Genomic DNA, 16,923 nt, shown 5'->3' with positions numbered 1-16,923 from the left:
GGAGGGTTCGGCAGGGCTTGCAGCCCTGCACCTGCTTGCAAGCCAGGTCAACGTCAACGTCAAAAGCGGGCATTCCGTGGGGTGGCGGGGCGGTGTCGGAGTGCGGGGACGCCGCAAGTACGTCCTTGTAGGCTTGGCAGCCGCATCCATGCGGCTGACACCCCGCACTCCGACACCGCCCCACCTCTGACAGATTCCGTGTGCTGTTGGTAGGTGTCGACCTTGGTCGACACATCTGTCAGATATCGAAATTCAAAATTGGATCCGACGCTGTGCCGACCAACGGTCGGCACCCACCATCAGCAGCAGGTCCCGACAGATCGCGAAAAACTGTCGAAGGCGGGGTGGGTCCGGTTGAGGGGGTGTGAGCGGCATGGATGCCGCGACCAAGCCCCCATGGACGGGTTTACGGCGTCCCCCTCAACCGGACCCACCCCGCCAACCCACGGAATGCAGGCTGTTGCTGTTGCTCTGGATTCTGCAGGTGCAGGGCTGCAAGCCCTGCAAAGCAAAACCCCTCAGTGCGCAGGCCGCGACGGCGGCAGCCAGGCCGCCACGATGCCAAGCAGCGGCAGGAACGCGGTCAGCTGGTAGACGTACTCAATGCTGGTCTTGTCTGCCAGCAGGCCGAGCACGGCCGCGCCCAGTCCGCCCATGCCGAACGCAAAGCCGAAGAACAGACCCGACACCATGCCGATGCGGTGCGGCATCATCTCCTGCGCGTAGACCACGATCGCCGAGAACGCCGAGGACAGCACGAAGCCGATCAGCACCGCCAGCACCGTCGTCCAGAACAGATCCGCATGCGGCAACATCAGCGCGAACGGCGCCACACCCAGGATCGACGTCCAGATGATCGGCTTGCGACCGATGCGATCACCCAGCGGGCCGCCGAGGAAACCACCTGCGGCTGACGCCACCAGGAATGCGAACAGGTGCAGCTGCGCCTGTGCCACCGGAATGCCGAAATGGTGGATCAGGTAGAAGGTGAAGTAGCTGCCGATGCTGGCCATGTAGAAGTACTTGCTGAAGATCAGCACCAGCAGGATCGCCAGCACCTTGGCCACGGTGCGCGGCGGATGCCGCGGCGCCATCGACGCGGTGCTGGCCGGACGCGGCGTGCCCAGGTGCAGCGCGTACCAGCGGCCGACATAGGTCAGCAGCGCAATGCCGATCAGGGCGGCACCGGCGAACCACGAGGCGGCGTGCTGGCCATACGGCACAATCACCGCAGCGGCGATCAGCGGGCCGAGCGCGGTGCCGAAATTGCCGCCGACCTGGAACACCGACTGCGCGAAGCCATGACGGCCGCCCGAGGCCAGCCGCGCGATGCGCGAGGCCTCGGGGTGGAAGATCGCCGAACCGATGCCGACCATCGCCGCGGCCAGCAGCACCACGGCGTAGCTCGACGCGAAGCCGAGCAGCAGCATGCCGCACAGGGTCGAGGCCATGCCGATCGGCAGCGAGTACGGCGCCGGGCGCCGGTCGGTGGCCATGCCGACCAACGGCTGGAAGATCGAGGCGGTGAGCTGGTAGGTCAGCGTGATCAGGCCGATCTGGGTGAAGCTGAGATTGAAGCCACCCTTGATCACCGGATAGATGGCCAGGATCAACGACTGCATCATGTCGTTGACCACGTGCGAGGTGGAAATGGCAGCCAGCACGCCGGGAGCCACCGGGCGTGAGGTCGTTGCGGGAGAAGCCAGGGCGGACATGGACGCAGTCAGGTTGGGGGCGAGCCACGCATGCTACGGTTGCCCTCCCCTCCCTTCTGCCGCGTTCGGGTCATGGCCTATCGCAAAAAGGACATTGCCAGCGACGTCGATCCGGCGGCGCCCTGGCGCGACGTCCCCCAGCATCGCCCGGTCACCTATCGGGTCACCCAGTACCCGGCCGGTAGCCACATCGCAGGCCACAAGCACCAGCGCCACCAGCTGGTCTATGCCATCTCGGGGCTGATGGTGGTGCGCTCGGAAGTGGGCCGCTGGGTGGTGCCCTCGACCCGTGCGATCTGGATGCCGGCCGGCATGGTGCACGCGGTGGACTGCATCGCCGCCGTGCACATGCGCAGCCTGTACATCGACCCGTTGTTCGCGCCGCAGCTGCCGGCCGAACCGTTCGCGGTACAGGTAGCCCCCTTGCTGCGCGAGCTGCTGCAGGCCGCCACGCTGATCAAGGGCGAGCACATCGAAGACAGCCGCGATGGCCGCGTGGTGCGCCTGCTGCTGGACGAACTGCATCGCATGGACGTGCTGCCACTGCATCTGCCTGCCGCGACCGACCCGCGCCTGCAGCGGATCTGCCAGCACATCCAGAAGCATCCCGGCGATGACGCCACGCTGCAGGACTGGGCGCAGGCGCTGGAGGTGGACGTGAAGACCATCCAGCGGCATTTCGGCAGCGAACTGGGCATGACCTTCGGCCAGTGGCGGCAACAGGCGCGGCTGCTGGCTGCGATGGAACGGCTGGCAGTGGGTGACAAGGTCATCGATGTGGCGCTGGCGATGGGCTATGACAGCCCCAGCGCGTTCACCAGCATGTTCAAGCGACAGCTGGGGCAGACGCCGGCGGCATTCTTCCGCTGATTCCTTGAACGACATCCACGCATGGCGTGGATCTACTGCCGTATCCGGGTAGTACTTTTGCCATTCGGCCGGAAACCGCGCACGTCGTCGCGGTTCTGCCGCGCAGGAGCATGTTCCGATGGTCTCCCCGAAAAGGAGACCGCCGTGAACAAGGCATGGATCGTCGCATCAGGATTCGCAGTTGCCGTAGTACTGGCGCTGGCTGCCATCAGCCTGCCCGCGCAGGCATCCGGCACACAGTTCAGCTTCTACTCGGACCAACAGAAGGACGGATTCCAGTTCTCCCTTGAAATCCAAGGACGCAACGACGATGGCTACATTCATGCGACCTGGACGGGAAAGGTGGACAAGGCACCACCACGTAATCCGTACTACGTCGAAATGAACCGGGACCAGAAACGGTTCTACGTCCGTCCACGCAAGCGCGATGGCCAGCCCTGGTTCGAGCTGGACGTCGTAGGTGATCGCGGGACGTTGCTGTTCCAGGGCCGCCGCATCCACGGCACTGCCGACTGGGAAATCAGGTAGCCGCCCGCAAACGAAAACGCCGGGCAGAGCCCGGCGTCATCGTTCAACATGCGCCTGGAGAACTCAGGACGTCATGCGGTCCCAGAAGCCCTTTACGCCATCCATGAAGGTGGCCGACTTCGGCGAGTGCTTGCGCGCTTCCTCGCCAACGAAGGTGGCTTCGAACTGCTCCAGCAGCTTGCGCTGATCGTTGGTGAGGTTGACCGGGGTCTCCACCACCACGCGGCAATACAGATCACCTTCGCTGCGGCTGCGCACCGAACGCACGCCCTTGCCGCGCAGACGGAACAGCTTGCCGGTCTGGGTCTCGGCCGGGATGCGGATCTCCGCCTCGCCACCCAGGGTGGCCACGCGCACGGTGTCGCCCAATGCGGCCTGCGAGATGCGGATCGGCACTTCGCAGTGCAGGTCGTCGCCATCGCGCTGGAAGATGGCGTGCTCGCGCACGCGCACTTCCACGTACAGGTCACCCGGCGGCGTACCAGCCGGGCCGGCCTCGCCCTCGCCCTGCAGGCGGATGCGGTCGCCGGTATCGACGCCGGCCGGCACCTTCACCGACAGCACCTTGTCTTCCTCGACACGGCCGTTGCCGTGGCAGGTCTTGCAGGGCTTGGCGATGATCTGGCCGCGGCCGCCGCAGTTGTGGCAGGCCTGCTGCATGGCGAAGATGCCGCGCTGGATGCGCACCTGGCCACGGCCATGGCAGACGTTGCAGGTCTCGACCTTGCCGTCTTCGGAGCCACTGCCATCGCAGTCGCCGCATTCGGCCAGGGTCGGGATCTCGATGCGGCGTTCGACGCCACGCACCGCTTCCTCCAGGTCCAGCTCCATCACGTAGCCGATGTCGGCACCGCGACGGGCCTGGCGCGGGCCGCCGCCTGCACCACCAAAGATGTTGCCGAAGATATCGCCGAAGATATCGTTCATGTCCGGGCCACCCGGACCGCCACCACCGCCCATGCCGTGCTCGAACGCAGCATGGCCGTGGCTGTCGTACATGCGGCGCTTGTTGCCGTCGGACAGCACTTCGTAGGCTTCCTTGCACTCCTTGAAGGAGGCTTCGGCCGCCGCATCACCCGGGTTGCGGTCCGGGTGGAACTTCATCGCGCAGCGACGGTAGGCCTTCTTCAGCTCGTCGTCGGTAGCGGTGCGGGCAACGCCCAGCACTTCGTAGTAATCGCGCTTGCTCATATCGTGGATCGCATTCCGGAAAGTCGGGATTCGTCAAAGCGGAAGAGCGGAACCAGGTCCGCTCTTGCGTCGGGCGCCCCGACACGCCAGAGGGCGGTCAGGACCCTGATACGACAACGGGACGCTGCCAGGCAGCGTCCCGCGTCGGTCCGGATCAGGACTTCTTGTCGTCCTTGACTTCGGTGAACTCGGCATCGACCACATCGTCGTTGCCCTTGCCAGCGTTGCCGGCGTCGGCGCCCGGGGCGGCACCGCCCTGGTCGGCCGAAGCCGCAGCGAACAGCGACTGGCCCGCTTCTTCCAGCACCTTCGACTTGGCTTCGATCTGTGCCTTGTCGTCACCCTTCATCGCGGTTTCCAGGTCAGCCAGGGCCGCCTCGACCTTGCCGATCACTTCGCCGCCGACCTTGCTGCCGTGCTCGGTGATCGCGCTGCGGGTGCCGTGGATCAGGGCGTCGGCCTGGTTGCGGGCCTGCACCAGCTCCTGGAACTTCTTGTCTTCTTCGCGGTTGGCTTCCGCGTCGGCGACCATGCGTGCGATCTCTTCCTCGGACAGGCCCGAACCGGCCTTGATCTCGACCTTCTGTTCCTTGTTGGTCTTCTTGTCCTTGGCCGACACGTGCAGGATGCCGTTGGCGTCGATGTCGAAGGACACTTCCACCTGCGGCAGGCCGCGCGGGGCCGGCTCGATGCCGGACAGGTCGAACTTGGCCAGCGACTTGTTGAAGCGGGCCTGTTCGCGCTCACCCTGCAGCACGTGCACGGTCACGGCCGACTGGTTGTCCTCGGCGGTGGAGAACACCTGCGAGGCCTTGGTCGGGATGGTGGTGTTCTTCTCGATGATCTTGGTGAACACGCCACCCATGGTCTCGATGCCCAGCGACAGCGGGGTCACGTCCAGCAGCAGCACGTCCTTGACGTCGCCGCCGAGCACGCCGCCCTGGATCGCCGCACCCAGTGCCACGGCTTCGTCCGGATTGACGTCCTTGCGCGGTTCCTTGCCGAAGAACTCGGTCACCGCCTGCTGCACCTTCGGCATGCGGGTCTGACCACCGACCAGGATCACTTCGCTGATATCGCTCGAACGCAGGCCGGCATCGTTCAGGGCGACGCGGCACGGCTCGATCGACTTCTTGATCAGGTCTTCCACCAGCGCTTCCAGCTTGGCGCGGGTCAGCTTGATGTTCAGGTGCTTCGGACCCGAGGCGTCAGCGGTGACGTAGGGCAGGTTCACTTCGGTCTGCTGGGCGCTGGACAGCTCGATCTTGGCACGCTCGGCGGCGTCCTTCAGGCGCTGCAGGGCCAGCGGATCCTTGCGCAGGTCGATACCCTGGTCCTTGTTGAACTCTTCAACCAGGTACTCGATGACGCGGTTGTCGAAGTCTTCGCCGCCCAGGAAGGTGTCACCGTTGGTGGCCAGCACTTCGAACTGCTTCTCGCCATCGACGTTGGCGATCTCGATCACCGACACGTCGAAGGTACCACCGCCCAGGTCGTACACCACGATCTTGCGATCCTTGTTGTCGCCCTTGTCCAGGCCATAGGCCAGCGCGGCCGCGGTCGGCTCGTTGATGATGCGCTTGACGTCCAGGCCGGCGATGCGGCCGGCGTCCTTGGTCGCCTGGCGCTGGCTGTCGTTGAAGTAGGCCGGCACGGTGATGACCGCTTCGGTGACCTTCTCACCGAGGAAGTCCTCGGCGGTCTTCTTCATCTTTTCCAGCACCTTGGCCGAGATTTCCTGCGGCGCCATCTTCTTGCCGTCGCTGGTCGACACCCAGGCATCGCCATTGTCATGGGCCAGGATGCCGTACGGGACGTGCGCGATGTCCTTCTGCACTTCGGCGTCGGTGAACTTGCGGCCGATCAGGCGCTTCACCGCGTAGAAGGTGTTCTTCGGGTTGGTCACGGCCTGGCGCTTGGCCGAGGCGCCGACCAGGACTTCGCCGTCCTTGGTGTAGGCGACGATCGACGGGGTGGTCCGATCGCCTTCCGAATTCTCGATGACGCGGGCCTTGCCGCCGTCCATGATCGCCACGCACGAGTTGGTGGTGCCGAGGTCGATACCAATGATCTTGCCCATGGGGGAGACTCCTGAGGATGCTTGTTGGGGTCAGTCCGGCCGTTCGGCCGGTGGATGAATACGATGTGGGGGAGGCTCGTGGAACATTCAAGCCATCTCCCGAACGCTGTGTTTCCGGTCGCCCGGCGCGTTCAGCGTCGGGCCGGGTCGCGGGTCATTCCCGCCTCCCGGCCCGGCACGGGTCAGTCGGCCGCCACGACCACCAGCGCCGGCCGCAGCAGGCGCTCGTTGAGCAGGTAGCCCTTCTGGAACACGGTCACCACGGTGCCGGGGGCGGCGCCCGGGGTCGGCACCTGGCTGATCGCCTGGTGGTGTTCCGGGTTGAACGGCTGGCCGGTCGGGTCCAGCAGGACCAGGCCGTTGTCGGCGGCGACCTTCAGCAGCTGCTTGTAGGTCAGCTCCAGGCCTTCGCGCAGCGGGTGCGGGTCATCGCCGGCAGCCTTCAGGCCGGCATCCAGGCTGTCGAACACCGGCAGCAGCTCGCCCAGCAGCTTTTCGTTGGCGAACTTGCGGGCCTGCTCGATGTCACGGGCCACGCGCTTGCGCTGGTTCTCCAGGTCGGCGCGCTCACGCAGCGCATCGGCCTTGATCTGCTCGACTTCGGCGCGCAGGCGCTCCACTTCGTCATTGACGCCGGCGGCGGCGGCCGCATCGGCGGCACTCTGCTGGGATTCGATATCTGGATGTTCGTGGTTCATGTCTGGGTCCCTGGCGGTCAGTCTCCGCCTCCACCCACCCTAGTGTGGGCGGGATGCTGCGTTTCAAGCGTCGGATGTTCCCGGCGTGCGCCCGGCCGGCGAAAAGGCCGCGCCCAGCACATCAGCGGTGGCCTGGACCAGCGGGATCATGCGGTCGTAGGCCATGCGCTTGGGCCCGATCACGCCCAGCACGCCCAGCACCTGGCCGTTGGCGGTATAGGGCGCCGTGACCAGCGAAACGCCCTGCAGCGGCATCATTCCGGTTTCCTCGCCGATGAAGATGCGCACGCCCGGCGCCTGGATGGTCCGCTCCAGCAGCTGCAGGATCTCGCGCTTGCTGGAGAACAGTTCGAACAGCTCGCGCAGGCGCTCCAGGTCGGACAGGTCCTGCACGCCCATCAGCCGGGTCTGGCCGGCCACCAGCATGTCGTCGGCCGCCGGCTGCAGGGCCTGCTCGGCCAGCTCGATGCTGTGCGCCAGCAGCTGTTCCAGCTCGGAGCGGGCGTCGCGCAGCTCCAGCAGCAGGCGGGTGCGGATCTCGGCCATCGGCAGCCCGGCGAAATGGGCGTTGAGGTAGTTGGCGACCTGCTCCAGCTGCCCCGGCGCGAATTCCTGGCGGGTCTCGATGACCCGGTTCTGCACCTCGTTGTCGGCGAACACCAGGATCGCCAGCACCCGGCGCCCGTCCAGCGCCACGAAATCGATCTGGCGGAAGGCGAACTGCTCGCGCCGTGGCGCGCTGACCACGCCGACGAAGTGGCTCATCGCCGACAGCAGCTCCGAGGCGCTGCCCAGCAGGGCCTGGGTGCTGCCGCCGCCGGCCAGCTCCTGGCGCAGGCGGGCCAGTTCGCCCTCGCCCGGCGGCTGCATCTGCAGCAGGCTGTCGACGAACACCCGGTAGCCATGCGCGGTCGGGATGCGCCCGGCCGAGGTATGCGGCGAGGCCAGCAGCCCCAGGTCCTCCAGGTCACCGAGGATGTTGCGGATGGTGGCCGGGCTGACCTCCAGGCCGGCCACGCGCGCCAGCGTCTGCGAGCCGACCGGCTCACCGTCCTGGATGTAGCGCGCGATCAGCGTGCGCAGCAGATGGCGCGCACGCGGGGCAAGCTGGTCGGGAGAACCGTGCATGGAATCAACCTGTGAGACACGAACACTAGATAATGGCGGCGCATTCCCTTGGCAAGTCATTGGACCTCCCTCGCCCGCGTGCTAGCGTTGCGCGGCTGCTGATACCTCTTACCCATGCTCAGACATCTTTCGATCAAGGATTTCGCCGTCGTCCGCGCCACCGAACTGGAGTTCGGGCCCGGCATGACCGTGGTTTCAGGCGAGACCGGCGCCGGCAAGTCGCTGATGGTCGACGCGCTGGGCTTCCTGTCCGGCCTGCGCGCCGACAGTGGCGTGGTCCGCCATGGCGCGGCCCGCGCAGAGCTTTCCGCCGAGTTCGCGCTGGACCAGCTGCAGGCCGCGCGCCAGTGGCTGGCCGACAACGAGCTGGACGATGAAGAGCAGTGCCAGCTGCGCCGGGTGATCCGCGCCGACGGCGGCTCGCGGTCCTGGATCAATGGCCGTCCGGTGACCCTCGCACAGCTGGCCGACCTGGCCGCACTGCTGGTGGAGATCCATGGCCAGCATGAACAACAGGCGCTGCTGACTCGTCCGTCGCAGCTGGCCCTCCTCGACGCCTATGCCGGCAACGAGGTGGAGCGCCGCCAGGTGCGCCGCGCCGCCGCCGCGTGGCAGGCGCTGGTCGACGAATCGCTGGCGCTGTCGCAACAGGGCGACGTCAGTGACCGGATCGGCTTCCTGGAGCACCAGCTGCGCGAACTGGACCGCGAGGACCTGGAACCGGAGTCGATCGCCGCGCTCGGCGCCAGCCACCGCCGCCAGGCCCATGCCAGTGCCCTGCTGAGCGCCTGCCAGGCGGCCAGCAACCAGCTCAACGGCGACGACGGCAGTTCCGCGCTGGACCTGCTGCAGCAGGTGCGCCACGAGCTGTCGCGCCTGATCGAACATGACCCGCGCCTGGGCGAGGTGGACGGCCTGATCGAGAACGCCTCGATCCAGCTGCACGAAGCCCTTTCACTGCTGGACCGCGTGCATGACGACCTCGACGCCGACCCCGAGCAGTTCGAAGAGAACGAGCGGCGCCTGGGCCGCCTGCACGACCTGGCGCGCAAGCATCGCGTGCCGATGGACGAGCTGGGCGCGCAGCGCGAACGCATGCATGCCGAAGTGGAGCAGCTGCGCGGCGCCGACGAGCGCCTGCAGCGCCTGGCCAGCGAGATCGACAAGGCCGCCGCCGCATGGCGCGTACAGGCCGAAGTGCTGACCGCGAGCCGTCGCAATGCCGCCGCCGAACTGTCGGCCACCACCACCGGCATCATCGCCGAGCTGGGCATGGGCGGCGGCCAGTTCCTGATCGAACTGGAGCCGCAGGACAACGGCAAGCCCGATCCGCAGGGTGCCGAACGCGTGGAGTTCCTGGTCGCGGCCAACGCCGGCCAGCCGCCGCGCGCCCTGCGCAAGGTCGCCTCGGGCGGTGAGCTGTCGCGCATCTCGCTGGCCATCGAAGTGGCGGCACTGGACCTGGATGCGGTGCCGACCATGGTGTTCGACGAAGTCGACTCCGGCATCGGCGGCGCGGTGGCCGACATCGTCGGCCAGAAGCTGCGCGCGCTGGGCGAGAAGCGCCAGGTGTTGTGCGTGACCCACCTGCCGCAGGTCGCCTCCAAGGGCCACGCGCATTACCGGGTCAGCAAGGCGCCGGTGGAAGGCATGACCCAGAGCGCGGTGGAGAAGCTGGACAGCAAGGCACGCGAGGAAGAACTGGCGCGCATGCTGGGCGGCGTGGAAGTGAGCAAGGAAGCGCGCGCCGCCGCGCGCAAGCTGCTGCAGGTCTGATGCCCGCACGCGTTCATCCACGCATGGCGTGGATCTACAACGCACCGTTTTTGTAGAGTCGAGCCATGCTCGACTGCTTCTGGCATCCGGCCAAAGGCAGTCGAGCATGGCTCGACTCTACAATCGCCGTTTCACCCCCGTGGCTGCGTCAGATCGACGTTCTCCACCAGGAAATCGAGGAAGGCGCGCACCCGCAGCGGCAGATAGCCACCCTGCCCCAGGAACACCGCGTGCACCTCCTCCAGGTCACCGGGATTGGCCTCTTCCAGTACCGGCAGCAGGCGCCCGTCGGCGATGTCGGCCTGCACCTGGAACGCGGCCAACCGCGCCATGCCCAGCCCGCCCAGCACCAGCTGGCGCAGCGCATCGCCATTGCTGGCACGGGCGTTGCCGCTGGGCAGCAGCATGCGCTCACGACCGTCCTGCAGCAGCGGCCAGCCCTGCATCGCCCGCGCATGCCCGATGTCCAGCCGGTTATGCGACTGCAGCTCCTCAGGATCGCGCGGCAGGCCGTGCCGCTGCGCGTAGGCCGGTGCGGCCACGATCATCATCCGCGTCGCGCCCAATCGCCGTGCCACCAGGCTGGAACTCTTCAGCGGGCCGGCGCGCACCGCCACGTCGGTGCGCTGCTCAAGCAGGTCGATCACCTCGTCGTTGAGGGTCAGGTCCACCCCCACCTGCGGGTTGCGCTCGAGGAACGCCGGCAGCAGCGGCAACAGGAAGTGCTGGCCGAACGGCACGTTGGAATTGACCCGCAGCCGCCCGCGCGGCTCGGCGTGGGCGCTGGCACAGCGTTCGGCTTCCTCCAGGTCGGCCAGCACGCGCAGGCCGCGCTCATAGAACGCGCAGCCTTCCGGGGTCAGCTGCAGCTGGCGGGTGGACCGCTGCAGCAGGCGGGTGCCCAGCCGCTGTTCCAGCCGCGCCACCAGCTTGCTGACTGCCGACGGGGTCATGTCCAGGGTGCGGGCGGCGGCGGAAAAGCCACCGGTCTCGATCACCCGCACGAAGACTTCCAGTTCGCCGGATCGGTTGATGTCGGGTCGCGCCATGGCGATGAATCCAGTTCACAGATGATTGTCCATGCGCAGTCTAGTTCACAGATGAGGGCGGAATCACCATGGCGGCTCCTTTCCCCGGAATCGCTCCATGGACCGCCTCCGCACGCTCACTGCCAGCGCCCTGCTCGCCCTGTCCGGCGCCGCCAGCGCCGCCCCTGCCCCGCACTGGGTGGCCAGCTGGCAGGCCAGCCCGCAACCGGTGTGGGGCGCAGACTTCCTGTTCCCGGCCCTGATCCCGGCATCGCTGCACGACCAGACCTTCCGCCAGACCGCGCGCATCAGCCTGGGCGGCCCGCGCCTGCGGGTAAGGTTGAGCAATGCCTACGGCACGCACCCCCTGCGGATAGGAGCGGCCAGCGTGGCCGCACGACCGGGCGCGACACCACAGCCGCTCCACTTCGACGGCCAGCCCGCCGTGCTGATTGGCCCGGGCCAGGAACGGCTGAGCGATCCGCTGGCCCTGCCCACCGGCAATCAGCAGGCCCTGCAGGTCAGCGTCTTCGTGCCGGGGCCGACACCGCTGCAGACCTTCCACTGGGACGGCCGCCAGACCAGCTGGATCGCCGGCGGCGACCAGAGCCAGACGCGCGACCTGGATCGGGCCACCCCCACCACCGCACGCCTGTTCCTGACCGGGATCGAGGTCGAAGCCGCCGCCAGCGCACGCAGCGTGGTGGTGATCGGCGATTCGATCACCGACGGCGCCACCGCCAGCCTCGACCAGGACCAGCGCTGGACCGACCATCTGGCCGCGCGGCTGGCACCCCGGGGCGTCGCTGTGGTCAACGCAGGCATCTCCGGCGGCCGGCTGCTGCGTGACGGCATGGGCGAGTCGGTTCTGGCCCGCCTGCAGCGCGATGTACTGGAACAGCCCGGCGTGGCCAGCGTGATCGTGCTGATCGGCATCAACGACATCAGCTGGCCCGGCACCGCCTTCGCCCGGCAGCAGGCACGTCCTACGCTGGCCGAACTGCAGGACGGCTATCGGGCGCTGGCCGAACAGGTCCATCGGCGGGGTCTACGCATCCTGGGCGCCACCCTGCCGCCCTTCGCCGACGCCCTGCCCGGCACGCCGCTGGACGACTACTACCAGCCTGACAAGGAGGCGCTGCGCCAACAGCTCAACACCTGGCTGCGCACGGACAGCCCCTTCGACGCGGTGATCGATCTGGACGCGGCCCTGCGCGACCCGGCCGATCCGTCACGGATGGCGCCGGCCTACGACTCCGGCGACCACCTGCATCCGGGCGATGCCGGCAACCAGGCAATGGCCGAGGCGGTGGATCTGGAGGTATTGATGGCGCCATCCACGCATGGCGCGGATCTACCGTGAACAACGAAAAACCCCGGGCAAGCCCGGGGTTCTGTCGCGTCCGGCTGGCCGGGACGGTTTACTTGCGCTTCTTGCGCACGTACAGCACCAGCGAGTGCTCTTCCAGCTCGTAGCCGTGATCGGCCGCGATCTTGCGCTGCAGCTCTTCGATCTCGTGGCTTTCGAACTCGATGATCTTGCCGCTGTCCACGTCGACCATGTGGTCATGGTGGCCGCCGCGGTCCAGCTCGTAGACGGCCTGGCCGCCTTCGAAATTGTGCTTGAGCACGAGGCCGGCAGCCTCGAACTGGGTCAGCACCCGGTAGACCGTGGCCAGGCCGATCTCGTCGCCATGCTCCAGCAGCTGGCGGTAGATGTCTTCGGCGGTCATGTGGTGCTGGGCATTGCGCTGCTCGAGCAGCGCCAGGATCCGCATCCGCGGATGGGTCACCTTCAGGCCGACTTTACGCAGGTCGTGGGTTTCCATAGGTCTCCGTTCATTGGCGATTTAGCGCCAGCTGCCTCGGATTGGGTCGCGGTGGCACGCCGGGAGTGTATCATCGGTTTGATTTCCCCAACCGCCAGTCCCGATGCGCAATCTCCTGTTGGTCGCCGCCGTCGCCCTGTCCACCACCGGGTGCGGCATCATCTACAAGCAACCCATCTATCAGGGCAACCTGATCCGGGAAGATGCCGTGGCCAAGCTGCAGGTCGGGCAGAGCAAGCAGCAGGTCACCGCGCTGCTGGGCACCCCGTCCATCCCCGACCCGTTCCACGCCCAGCGCTGGGACTACACCTCCAGCCAGCGCGTGAACCGCCTGGGCCGTACCGAGGTGAAGAATTTCGTCGTGTTCTTCGACAACGACACCGTGACCCGCTGGGAAGGCGACTACTTCCCGGGCAACGACAAGGCCCTGGCCCAGCAGACCGTGCGCCAGTTCGGCCGCAACCTGCCGAAGGACAAGAAGAAGAAGGGCCGCTGAGGCGCCCTGCCCGTCCACTCGGACGGGGCGCGGGCATCAACCGCCGAGCGCTCGCCGCCGGCGGTTGTCCTTGGGGTCGGCCAGCAACGGGCGTAGCAGCTCGATGCGGTCGCCTTCCTGCAACACCTGCTGCGGGCGCGCCAGCACGCCATGCACCGCCACCGCCGGGCATCCGGCAGTGCCGTCCAGCGCGGCGGCGGCGATGGCATCGGCCACGGTCGCGCCCTCTTCCAGCTGCAGCCGGCGCGACAGCACCCGCTGCGGCCAGGCCAGCACCACCTCGACCTCGATCATCGCTCAGCCCTCGTCGGCGACGCGGACGAAATCGTTGACCATCCGATCGGCCAGCCCCTGGAAGCCGATCGCCAGGGCCGGGCCCAGCAGGCGCGAACTGGGCTCGAACTCCAGGGTCAGGGTGACCTTGCAGGCATCTTCGGCCAGCGCATGGAATTCCCAGCGGCCGTGCAGTTGCTTGAACGGGCCATCGCGCAGCTGCATGTCGATGCTGTGCGGGCGTTGCAGGGTGTTTTCGGTCTGGAACCAGGTGCTGAACGAGCCCAGGCCCAGGTCCAGGCGCGCCACCAGCCGGTCTTCGCCCTGCTCCAGGATCTGGGCGGCCGAACACCAGCGGAAACGGCGCGGATAGGCCTGGACATCGTTGACCAGGTCGAACATGCGCGCGGCCGAATGTTCGACCAGGGCGCTACGGCGGATAGTAGGCATGAATACAGGACGTTTCGGCAATCGACCGGGCGGGCCCGAATCGGAGACAATACGGAAATGAGCAAGAACAGCGGCAAGGATAAAGCAAAGAGCGCGACGGCCAACAAGACCATCGCGCTGAACAAGCGTGCCCGCCACGAGTACCACATCGAGGATCGCTTCGAAGCCGGCCTGGCCCTGCAGGGCTGGGAGGTGAAATCGATCCGTGCGGGCCGCGGCAACATCGTCGACGCCTACGCCTACGTCAAGGATGGAGAGATCTTCCTGATCGGCGCGCAGATCACCCCGTTGATCCAGGCCTCGACCCATGTGGTGGCCAACGACCGGCGCGAGCGCAAGCTGCTGCTGCACCGGAGCGAGATCGACAAGCTGGTCGGCAAGGTCGAGCGCGATGGCTACACGATCGTGCCCACCGCGATGTACTGGAGCAAGAACAAGATCAAGCTCGAAGTCGCGCTGGCCAAGGGCAAGCAGACCCACGACAAGCGCGATGCCGCCAAGGACCGCGACTGGGCGATCGAGAAGCAGCGCGTGATGCGTCGCGGCAACCGCGACGCGTAAGCGGTTGCGCATGCCCCTGTAGAGTCGAGCTTGCTCGACTGCTTTGGCCTTCTGTAGAGCCGGGCCATGCTCGGCTTGGAGAAGAATCAGTCGAGCAAGCTCGACTCTACAAGCCGGTCAACCGGCCAGCGCGCCCAGCTTCCGCATTCGCGGGGCCAGCGCCGCGTGCATTACCGCCAGGTGCATCACCACCGCCAGTTCAGGCGCGTGGCGGTCATCGCCCGCGCGCCACTGCTGGGCGAGCCGGGCCGCATCATCCGGCAGCAGTGCCAGCAGCTGGTTATCGTCCAGCGCATCGGCCGCGCCCTGCAGCTGCCTGGCGACCTGCCGCGACTGCCACACATGCACGCCGATGCTCAGGCTGGCCAGCGACATCAGCACCACGGCCAGGCCGTGCTCGAACCACTGCGACAACACCTCCGGCCCCCACAGCAGGGCCGCCAGCACCGCCAGGCCCGGCAGTCGCCACCCCAACCAATGAGTGCGGCCGCGCTGCGCCCAGTGCACCACCACCGCACTGGCCACCAGCGCCGCCGCTGCCGTTGCCGGCAGTTCGGTCAGCCAGGTGGCTGCGAGCAGCAGCGCCAGCAGCGCCCAGACCCAGCCGGGGGGCAGCGCGCGCCGCTGGTAATCGGCACCGACCGGTCCGACCAGCTGTCGCAGGCTGCGTTGTTGGCTTGCCTCGGTCACCCACCGTCTCCGTGTCTGTCATGGCTCGGATGTTCGTTGCCAGTGTGTCGCAAATTCGTGCCAATGACGTTACCAATCCGCTATGGCCGCAGCACTACAACGCCCTGTGGATGGCCAAGGTGACTGTTCAGCTGTTCTGCCGTAGCGAGGAAGGCATTGGATTGGCGTGCTCTGGCCACAGCAGTGCCTGGCCGTTTCCCATCGATACCTTCCTGCGCCACCGACGGCACTACTGCTCCGGCCGACAAGCAGGGCGGCGAGCTTGCCTGGAATAGATGAGAACGGATATCACCGACGCAAGGAAACTGGCCACGTAGAGCAATCCAGCCAGAACTGCAACAGGAACATGCCGATTAAAATATGGCACGCCACTCACAACAAAAAACGCTGAAAAAACGGGAGCCAAAGACAGCAATACCAGCGCCGCGACGCCAGCAGAATACGCCCACCCGTGCCAATGACGAACGAGGGCGGGCATCGACATTATCACCACTGCCAAATGGAAAATAATCAGCACCACGAAGATCTGCATGTGCGCCTCACTTCAAGCCCGCGGTATTCCGCATACTTTTATAGCTGCTCATTACAGCATCTGAATCCATTGCCCCGACCTTGTTCGAATAAGCCTGAAGCAATGCAGCCGACCGGGCATCCCCCAAGTCACCGGCCACTGCAATCGCAGCAGCATAGGGGAACTGCATCCCACCAATCACTGCACTAGTATGCCCATACAAGTACGCAGCGAATGGACTGGGTTGGAACTTGAGAATCCCCGCAGCGGCGACCTGTGTATCGACAACCAACTGCTGGTACTCGCCCCGAGCGGCGGGCGAAGCTTGAAATACTTCACTGAGACTTTCAGCCCCGGAAGATGACAGCAGGTCCTCAAGCCTTGCTACGTTTCTGTCAACATAAAACGCCTTCGCCTTGACATCTCCACGCCGGGCCCTATCGAGTAGTTCGTCGTCCGTAAGATTCCTTGCATCCAGCCATTCCTCGGCAGTTGGGAACCCCAAAGCATCAACCTCGGCCTGCGGCTTTCCTTCCAGGCCGGTAAAGATATTGCTGTATCGGATCGAGAGATTGGCCAGATATCCACGCTGCTCAATGGTCAACGAAGAGCCATCACCCTCCCACTTGAACGTTGATCGCTTGCCCTCTTCGCTCCCCTTTTCAGGGGCCGCCTTTCCAGGAATCCCGCCTCCAGACCCGCGATCAGAGTCACTGGAACTCAGCTCCGGCTGGCTGCCCAATTGCTCCGGGGGCTGCCTGCAAGCAACCAGAAAAATTGAGGAAACTGCAATAGAAACAACCAATCCTACGCCAACCTTTGCTTTCATGGCGCACACCCATTAGCTTTCATGCCATAAACCCAAGCGGCGCACGAATTCTCATTAACGGCCCTTGCGTAAGCTTCATTTGACCCATTCGTAGTTGAAACGGCGCCGTGATACATCCCCGCATAACCCACACATACGTTATAGGATTCCGGAGTGGCCTGTCCCGAACAAGCGGAAGTCAGTGCTTCGCCGAATTGGATATCACATGAAGCTCGATGCATCGCGCTCCCCCAACAGGCGTCATGGCTATTGCATGCCGCCAGAAAACTC

18 protein-coding genes are annotated in these 16,923 nt (G+C 66.0%); 6 read left to right on the top strand and 12 right to left on the bottom strand.

What is annotated here, in order from left to right:
* Positions 1–518: 518 nt before the first annotated feature.
* Entirely contained in the window at positions 519–1,715 is a 1,197-nt protein-coding gene (locus N440_RS06090) for an MFS transporter (RefSeq protein ID WP_133934415.1), read from the bottom strand.
* 72 nt (positions 1,716–1,787) lie between these two features.
* On the opposite strand from N440_RS06090, the gene N440_RS06085 reads away from it, so the two are divergent.
* Both N440_RS06085 and N440_RS06080 read left to right on the top strand, forming a co-directional pair.
* Entirely contained in the window at positions 1,788–2,585 is a 798-nt protein-coding gene (locus tag N440_RS06085; RefSeq protein ID WP_133934414.1) for a helix-turn-helix transcriptional regulator, read from the top strand.
* A 144-nt stretch (positions 2,586–2,729) separates the two neighbouring features.
* Positions 2,730–3,113 carry a hypothetical protein gene (locus N440_RS06080; protein WP_133934413.1) on the top strand — a complete coding sequence of 128 codons (384 nt, stop codon included), beginning with the start codon at positions 2,730–2,732 and terminating at the stop codon, positions 3,111–3,113.
* A 63-nt stretch (positions 3,114–3,176) separates the two neighbouring features.
* Here the strand turns inward: N440_RS06080 and dnaJ are convergent, their stop codons facing one another.
* From dnaJ to hrcA, 4 genes are all read right to left on the bottom strand, one after another.
* Positions 3,177–4,304, bottom strand: a complete 1,128-nt coding sequence (gene dnaJ / locus N440_RS06075; protein WP_133934412.1) for a molecular chaperone DnaJ — start codon at positions 4,302–4,304, stop codon at positions 3,177–3,179.
* A gap of 154 nt (positions 4,305–4,458) precedes the next feature.
* Positions 4,459–6,384, bottom strand: a complete 1,926-nt coding sequence (gene dnaK, locus N440_RS06070) for a molecular chaperone DnaK (protein ID WP_006434175.1) — start codon at positions 6,382–6,384, stop codon at positions 4,459–4,461.
* 182 nt (positions 6,385–6,566) lie between these two features.
* Entirely contained in the window at positions 6,567–7,082 is a 516-nt protein-coding gene (grpE, locus tag N440_RS06065) for a nucleotide exchange factor GrpE (RefSeq protein WP_008267012.1), read from the bottom strand.
* A gap of 63 nt (positions 7,083–7,145) precedes the next feature.
* The gene (gene hrcA / locus N440_RS06060) at positions 7,146–8,210 is read right to left on the bottom strand and encodes a heat-inducible transcriptional repressor HrcA (protein ID WP_008266321.1); all 1,065 of its coding nucleotides are present in this window, start codon (positions 8,208–8,210) and stop codon (positions 7,146–7,148) included.
* A gap of 114 nt (positions 8,211–8,324) precedes the next feature.
* Here hrcA and recN point away from each other — a divergent pair, with 114 nt between their 5' ends.
* The gene (gene recN / locus N440_RS06055) at positions 8,325–9,986 is read left to right on the top strand and encodes a DNA repair protein RecN (RefSeq protein WP_133934411.1); all 1,662 of its coding nucleotides are present in this window, start codon (positions 8,325–8,327) and stop codon (positions 9,984–9,986) included.
* A 131-nt stretch (positions 9,987–10,117) separates the two neighbouring features.
* Here the strand turns inward: recN and N440_RS06050 are convergent, their stop codons facing one another.
* A complete protein-coding gene (locus N440_RS06050; protein ID WP_133934410.1) occupies positions 10,118–11,035 on the bottom strand; it encodes a LysR family transcriptional regulator in 918 nt (305 codons plus the stop codon).
* A gap of 97 nt (positions 11,036–11,132) precedes the next feature.
* Here N440_RS06050 and N440_RS06045 point away from each other — a divergent pair, with 97 nt between their 5' ends.
* Complete coding sequence (locus N440_RS06045; RefSeq protein WP_133934409.1) at positions 11,133–12,377, top strand: SGNH/GDSL hydrolase family protein; 1,245 nt, start codon at positions 11,133–11,135, stop codon at positions 12,375–12,377.
* Between the two features lie 58 nt (positions 12,378–12,435).
* Here the strand turns inward: N440_RS06045 and fur are convergent, their stop codons facing one another.
* Positions 12,436–12,843 (bottom strand): ferric iron uptake transcriptional regulator, encoded by a 408-nt coding sequence (gene fur, locus N440_RS06040; RefSeq protein WP_005409235.1) that lies wholly within the window; start codon positions 12,841–12,843, stop codon positions 12,436–12,438.
* Positions 12,844–12,946: 103 nt separating this feature from the next.
* On the opposite strand from fur, the gene bamE reads away from it, so the two are divergent.
* Positions 12,947–13,339 carry an outer membrane protein assembly factor BamE gene (gene bamE, locus N440_RS06035; protein WP_006434042.1) on the top strand — a complete coding sequence of 131 codons (393 nt, stop codon included), beginning with the start codon at positions 12,947–12,949 and terminating at the stop codon, positions 13,337–13,339.
* Positions 13,340–13,375: 36 nt separating this feature from the next.
* On the opposite strand, the gene N440_RS06030 is transcribed toward bamE, so the two are convergent.
* Positions 13,376–13,633, bottom strand: coding sequence for an RnfH family protein (locus N440_RS06030; protein WP_008268432.1), 258 nt, complete (start codon positions 13,631–13,633; stop codon positions 13,376–13,378).
* A 3-nt stretch (positions 13,634–13,636) separates the two neighbouring features.
* Positions 13,637–14,062: a type II toxin-antitoxin system RatA family toxin gene (locus N440_RS06025; protein WP_032959119.1), complete on the bottom strand. Its 426-nt coding sequence runs from the start codon at positions 14,060–14,062 to the stop codon at positions 13,637–13,639.
* Positions 14,063–14,119: 57 nt separating this feature from the next.
* Here N440_RS06025 and smpB point away from each other — a divergent pair, with 57 nt between their 5' ends.
* Positions 14,120–14,623: an SsrA-binding protein SmpB gene (gene smpB, locus N440_RS06020; RefSeq protein ID WP_040007975.1), complete on the top strand. Its 504-nt coding sequence runs from the start codon at positions 14,120–14,122 to the stop codon at positions 14,621–14,623.
* Positions 14,624–14,740: 117 nt separating this feature from the next.
* Here smpB and N440_RS06015 read toward each other — a convergent pair whose 3' ends face one another.
* The 3 genes from N440_RS06015 to N440_RS06005 form a co-directional block, all read right to left on the bottom strand.
* Positions 14,741–15,313, bottom strand: a complete 573-nt coding sequence (locus N440_RS06015) for a hypothetical protein (RefSeq protein ID WP_133934408.1) — start codon at positions 15,311–15,313, stop codon at positions 14,741–14,743.
* Between the two features lie 229 nt (positions 15,314–15,542).
* Positions 15,543–15,845: a hypothetical protein gene (locus N440_RS06010; RefSeq protein ID WP_133934407.1), complete on the bottom strand. Its 303-nt coding sequence runs from the start codon at positions 15,843–15,845 to the stop codon at positions 15,543–15,545.
* 7 nt (positions 15,846–15,852) lie between these two features.
* Complete coding sequence (locus N440_RS06005) at positions 15,853–16,653, bottom strand: hypothetical protein (protein WP_133934406.1); 801 nt, start codon at positions 16,651–16,653, stop codon at positions 15,853–15,855.
* Positions 16,654–16,923: the final 270 nt, after the last annotated feature.

Origin of the sequence: Stenotrophomonas sp. CC22-02 (assembly GCF_004365115.1) — a bacterium.
In the GTDB taxonomy this organism is placed as follows: domain Bacteria; phylum Pseudomonadota; class Gammaproteobacteria; order Xanthomonadales; family Xanthomonadaceae; genus Stenotrophomonas; species Stenotrophomonas forensis.
This window is presented reverse-complemented; position numbering and strand designations above follow the sequence as displayed.

Coding starts and splice junctions, on each gene's coding strand:
- N440_RS06090 (WP_133934415.1), bottom strand. CDS start 1,715: ATGTCCGCCCTGGCTTCTCCCGCAACGACCTCACGCCCGGTGGCTCCC.
- N440_RS06085 (WP_133934414.1), top strand. CDS start 1,788: ATGGCCTATCGCAAAAAGGACATTGCCAGCGACGTCGATCCGGCGGCG.
- dnaJ (WP_133934412.1), bottom strand. CDS start 4,304: ATGAGCAAGCGCGATTACTACGAAGTGCTGGGCGTTGCCCGCACCGCT.
- dnaK (WP_006434175.1), bottom strand. CDS start 6,384: ATGGGCAAGATCATTGGTATCGACCTCGGCACCACCAACTCGTGCGTG.
- grpE (WP_008267012.1), bottom strand. CDS start 7,082: ATGAACCACGAACATCCAGATATCGAATCCCAGCAGAGTGCCGCCGAT.
- hrcA (WP_008266321.1), bottom strand. CDS start 8,210: ATGCACGGTTCTCCCGACCAGCTTGCCCCGCGTGCGCGCCATCTGCTG.
- recN (WP_133934411.1), top strand. CDS start 8,325: ATGCTCAGACATCTTTCGATCAAGGATTTCGCCGTCGTCCGCGCCACC.
- N440_RS06050 (WP_133934410.1), bottom strand. CDS start 11,035: ATGGCGCGACCCGACATCAACCGATCCGGCGAACTGGAAGTCTTCGTG.
- N440_RS06045 (WP_133934409.1), top strand. CDS start 11,133: ATGGACCGCCTCCGCACGCTCACTGCCAGCGCCCTGCTCGCCCTGTCC.
- fur (WP_005409235.1), bottom strand. CDS start 12,843: ATGGAAACCCACGACCTGCGTAAAGTCGGCCTGAAGGTGACCCATCCG.
- bamE (WP_006434042.1), top strand. CDS start 12,947: ATGCGCAATCTCCTGTTGGTCGCCGCCGTCGCCCTGTCCACCACCGGG.
- N440_RS06030 (WP_008268432.1), bottom strand. CDS start 13,633: ATGATCGAGGTCGAGGTGGTGCTGGCCTGGCCGCAGCGGGTGCTGTCG.
- N440_RS06025 (WP_032959119.1), bottom strand. CDS start 14,062: ATGCCTACTATCCGCCGTAGCGCCCTGGTCGAACATTCGGCCGCGCGC.
- smpB (WP_040007975.1), top strand. CDS start 14,120: ATGAGCAAGAACAGCGGCAAGGATAAAGCAAAGAGCGCGACGGCCAAC.
- N440_RS06010 (WP_133934407.1), bottom strand. CDS start 15,845: ATGCAGATCTTCGTGGTGCTGATTATTTTCCATTTGGCAGTGGTGATA.
- N440_RS06005 (WP_133934406.1), bottom strand. CDS start 16,653: ATGAAAGCAAAGGTTGGCGTAGGATTGGTTGTTTCTATTGCAGTTTCC.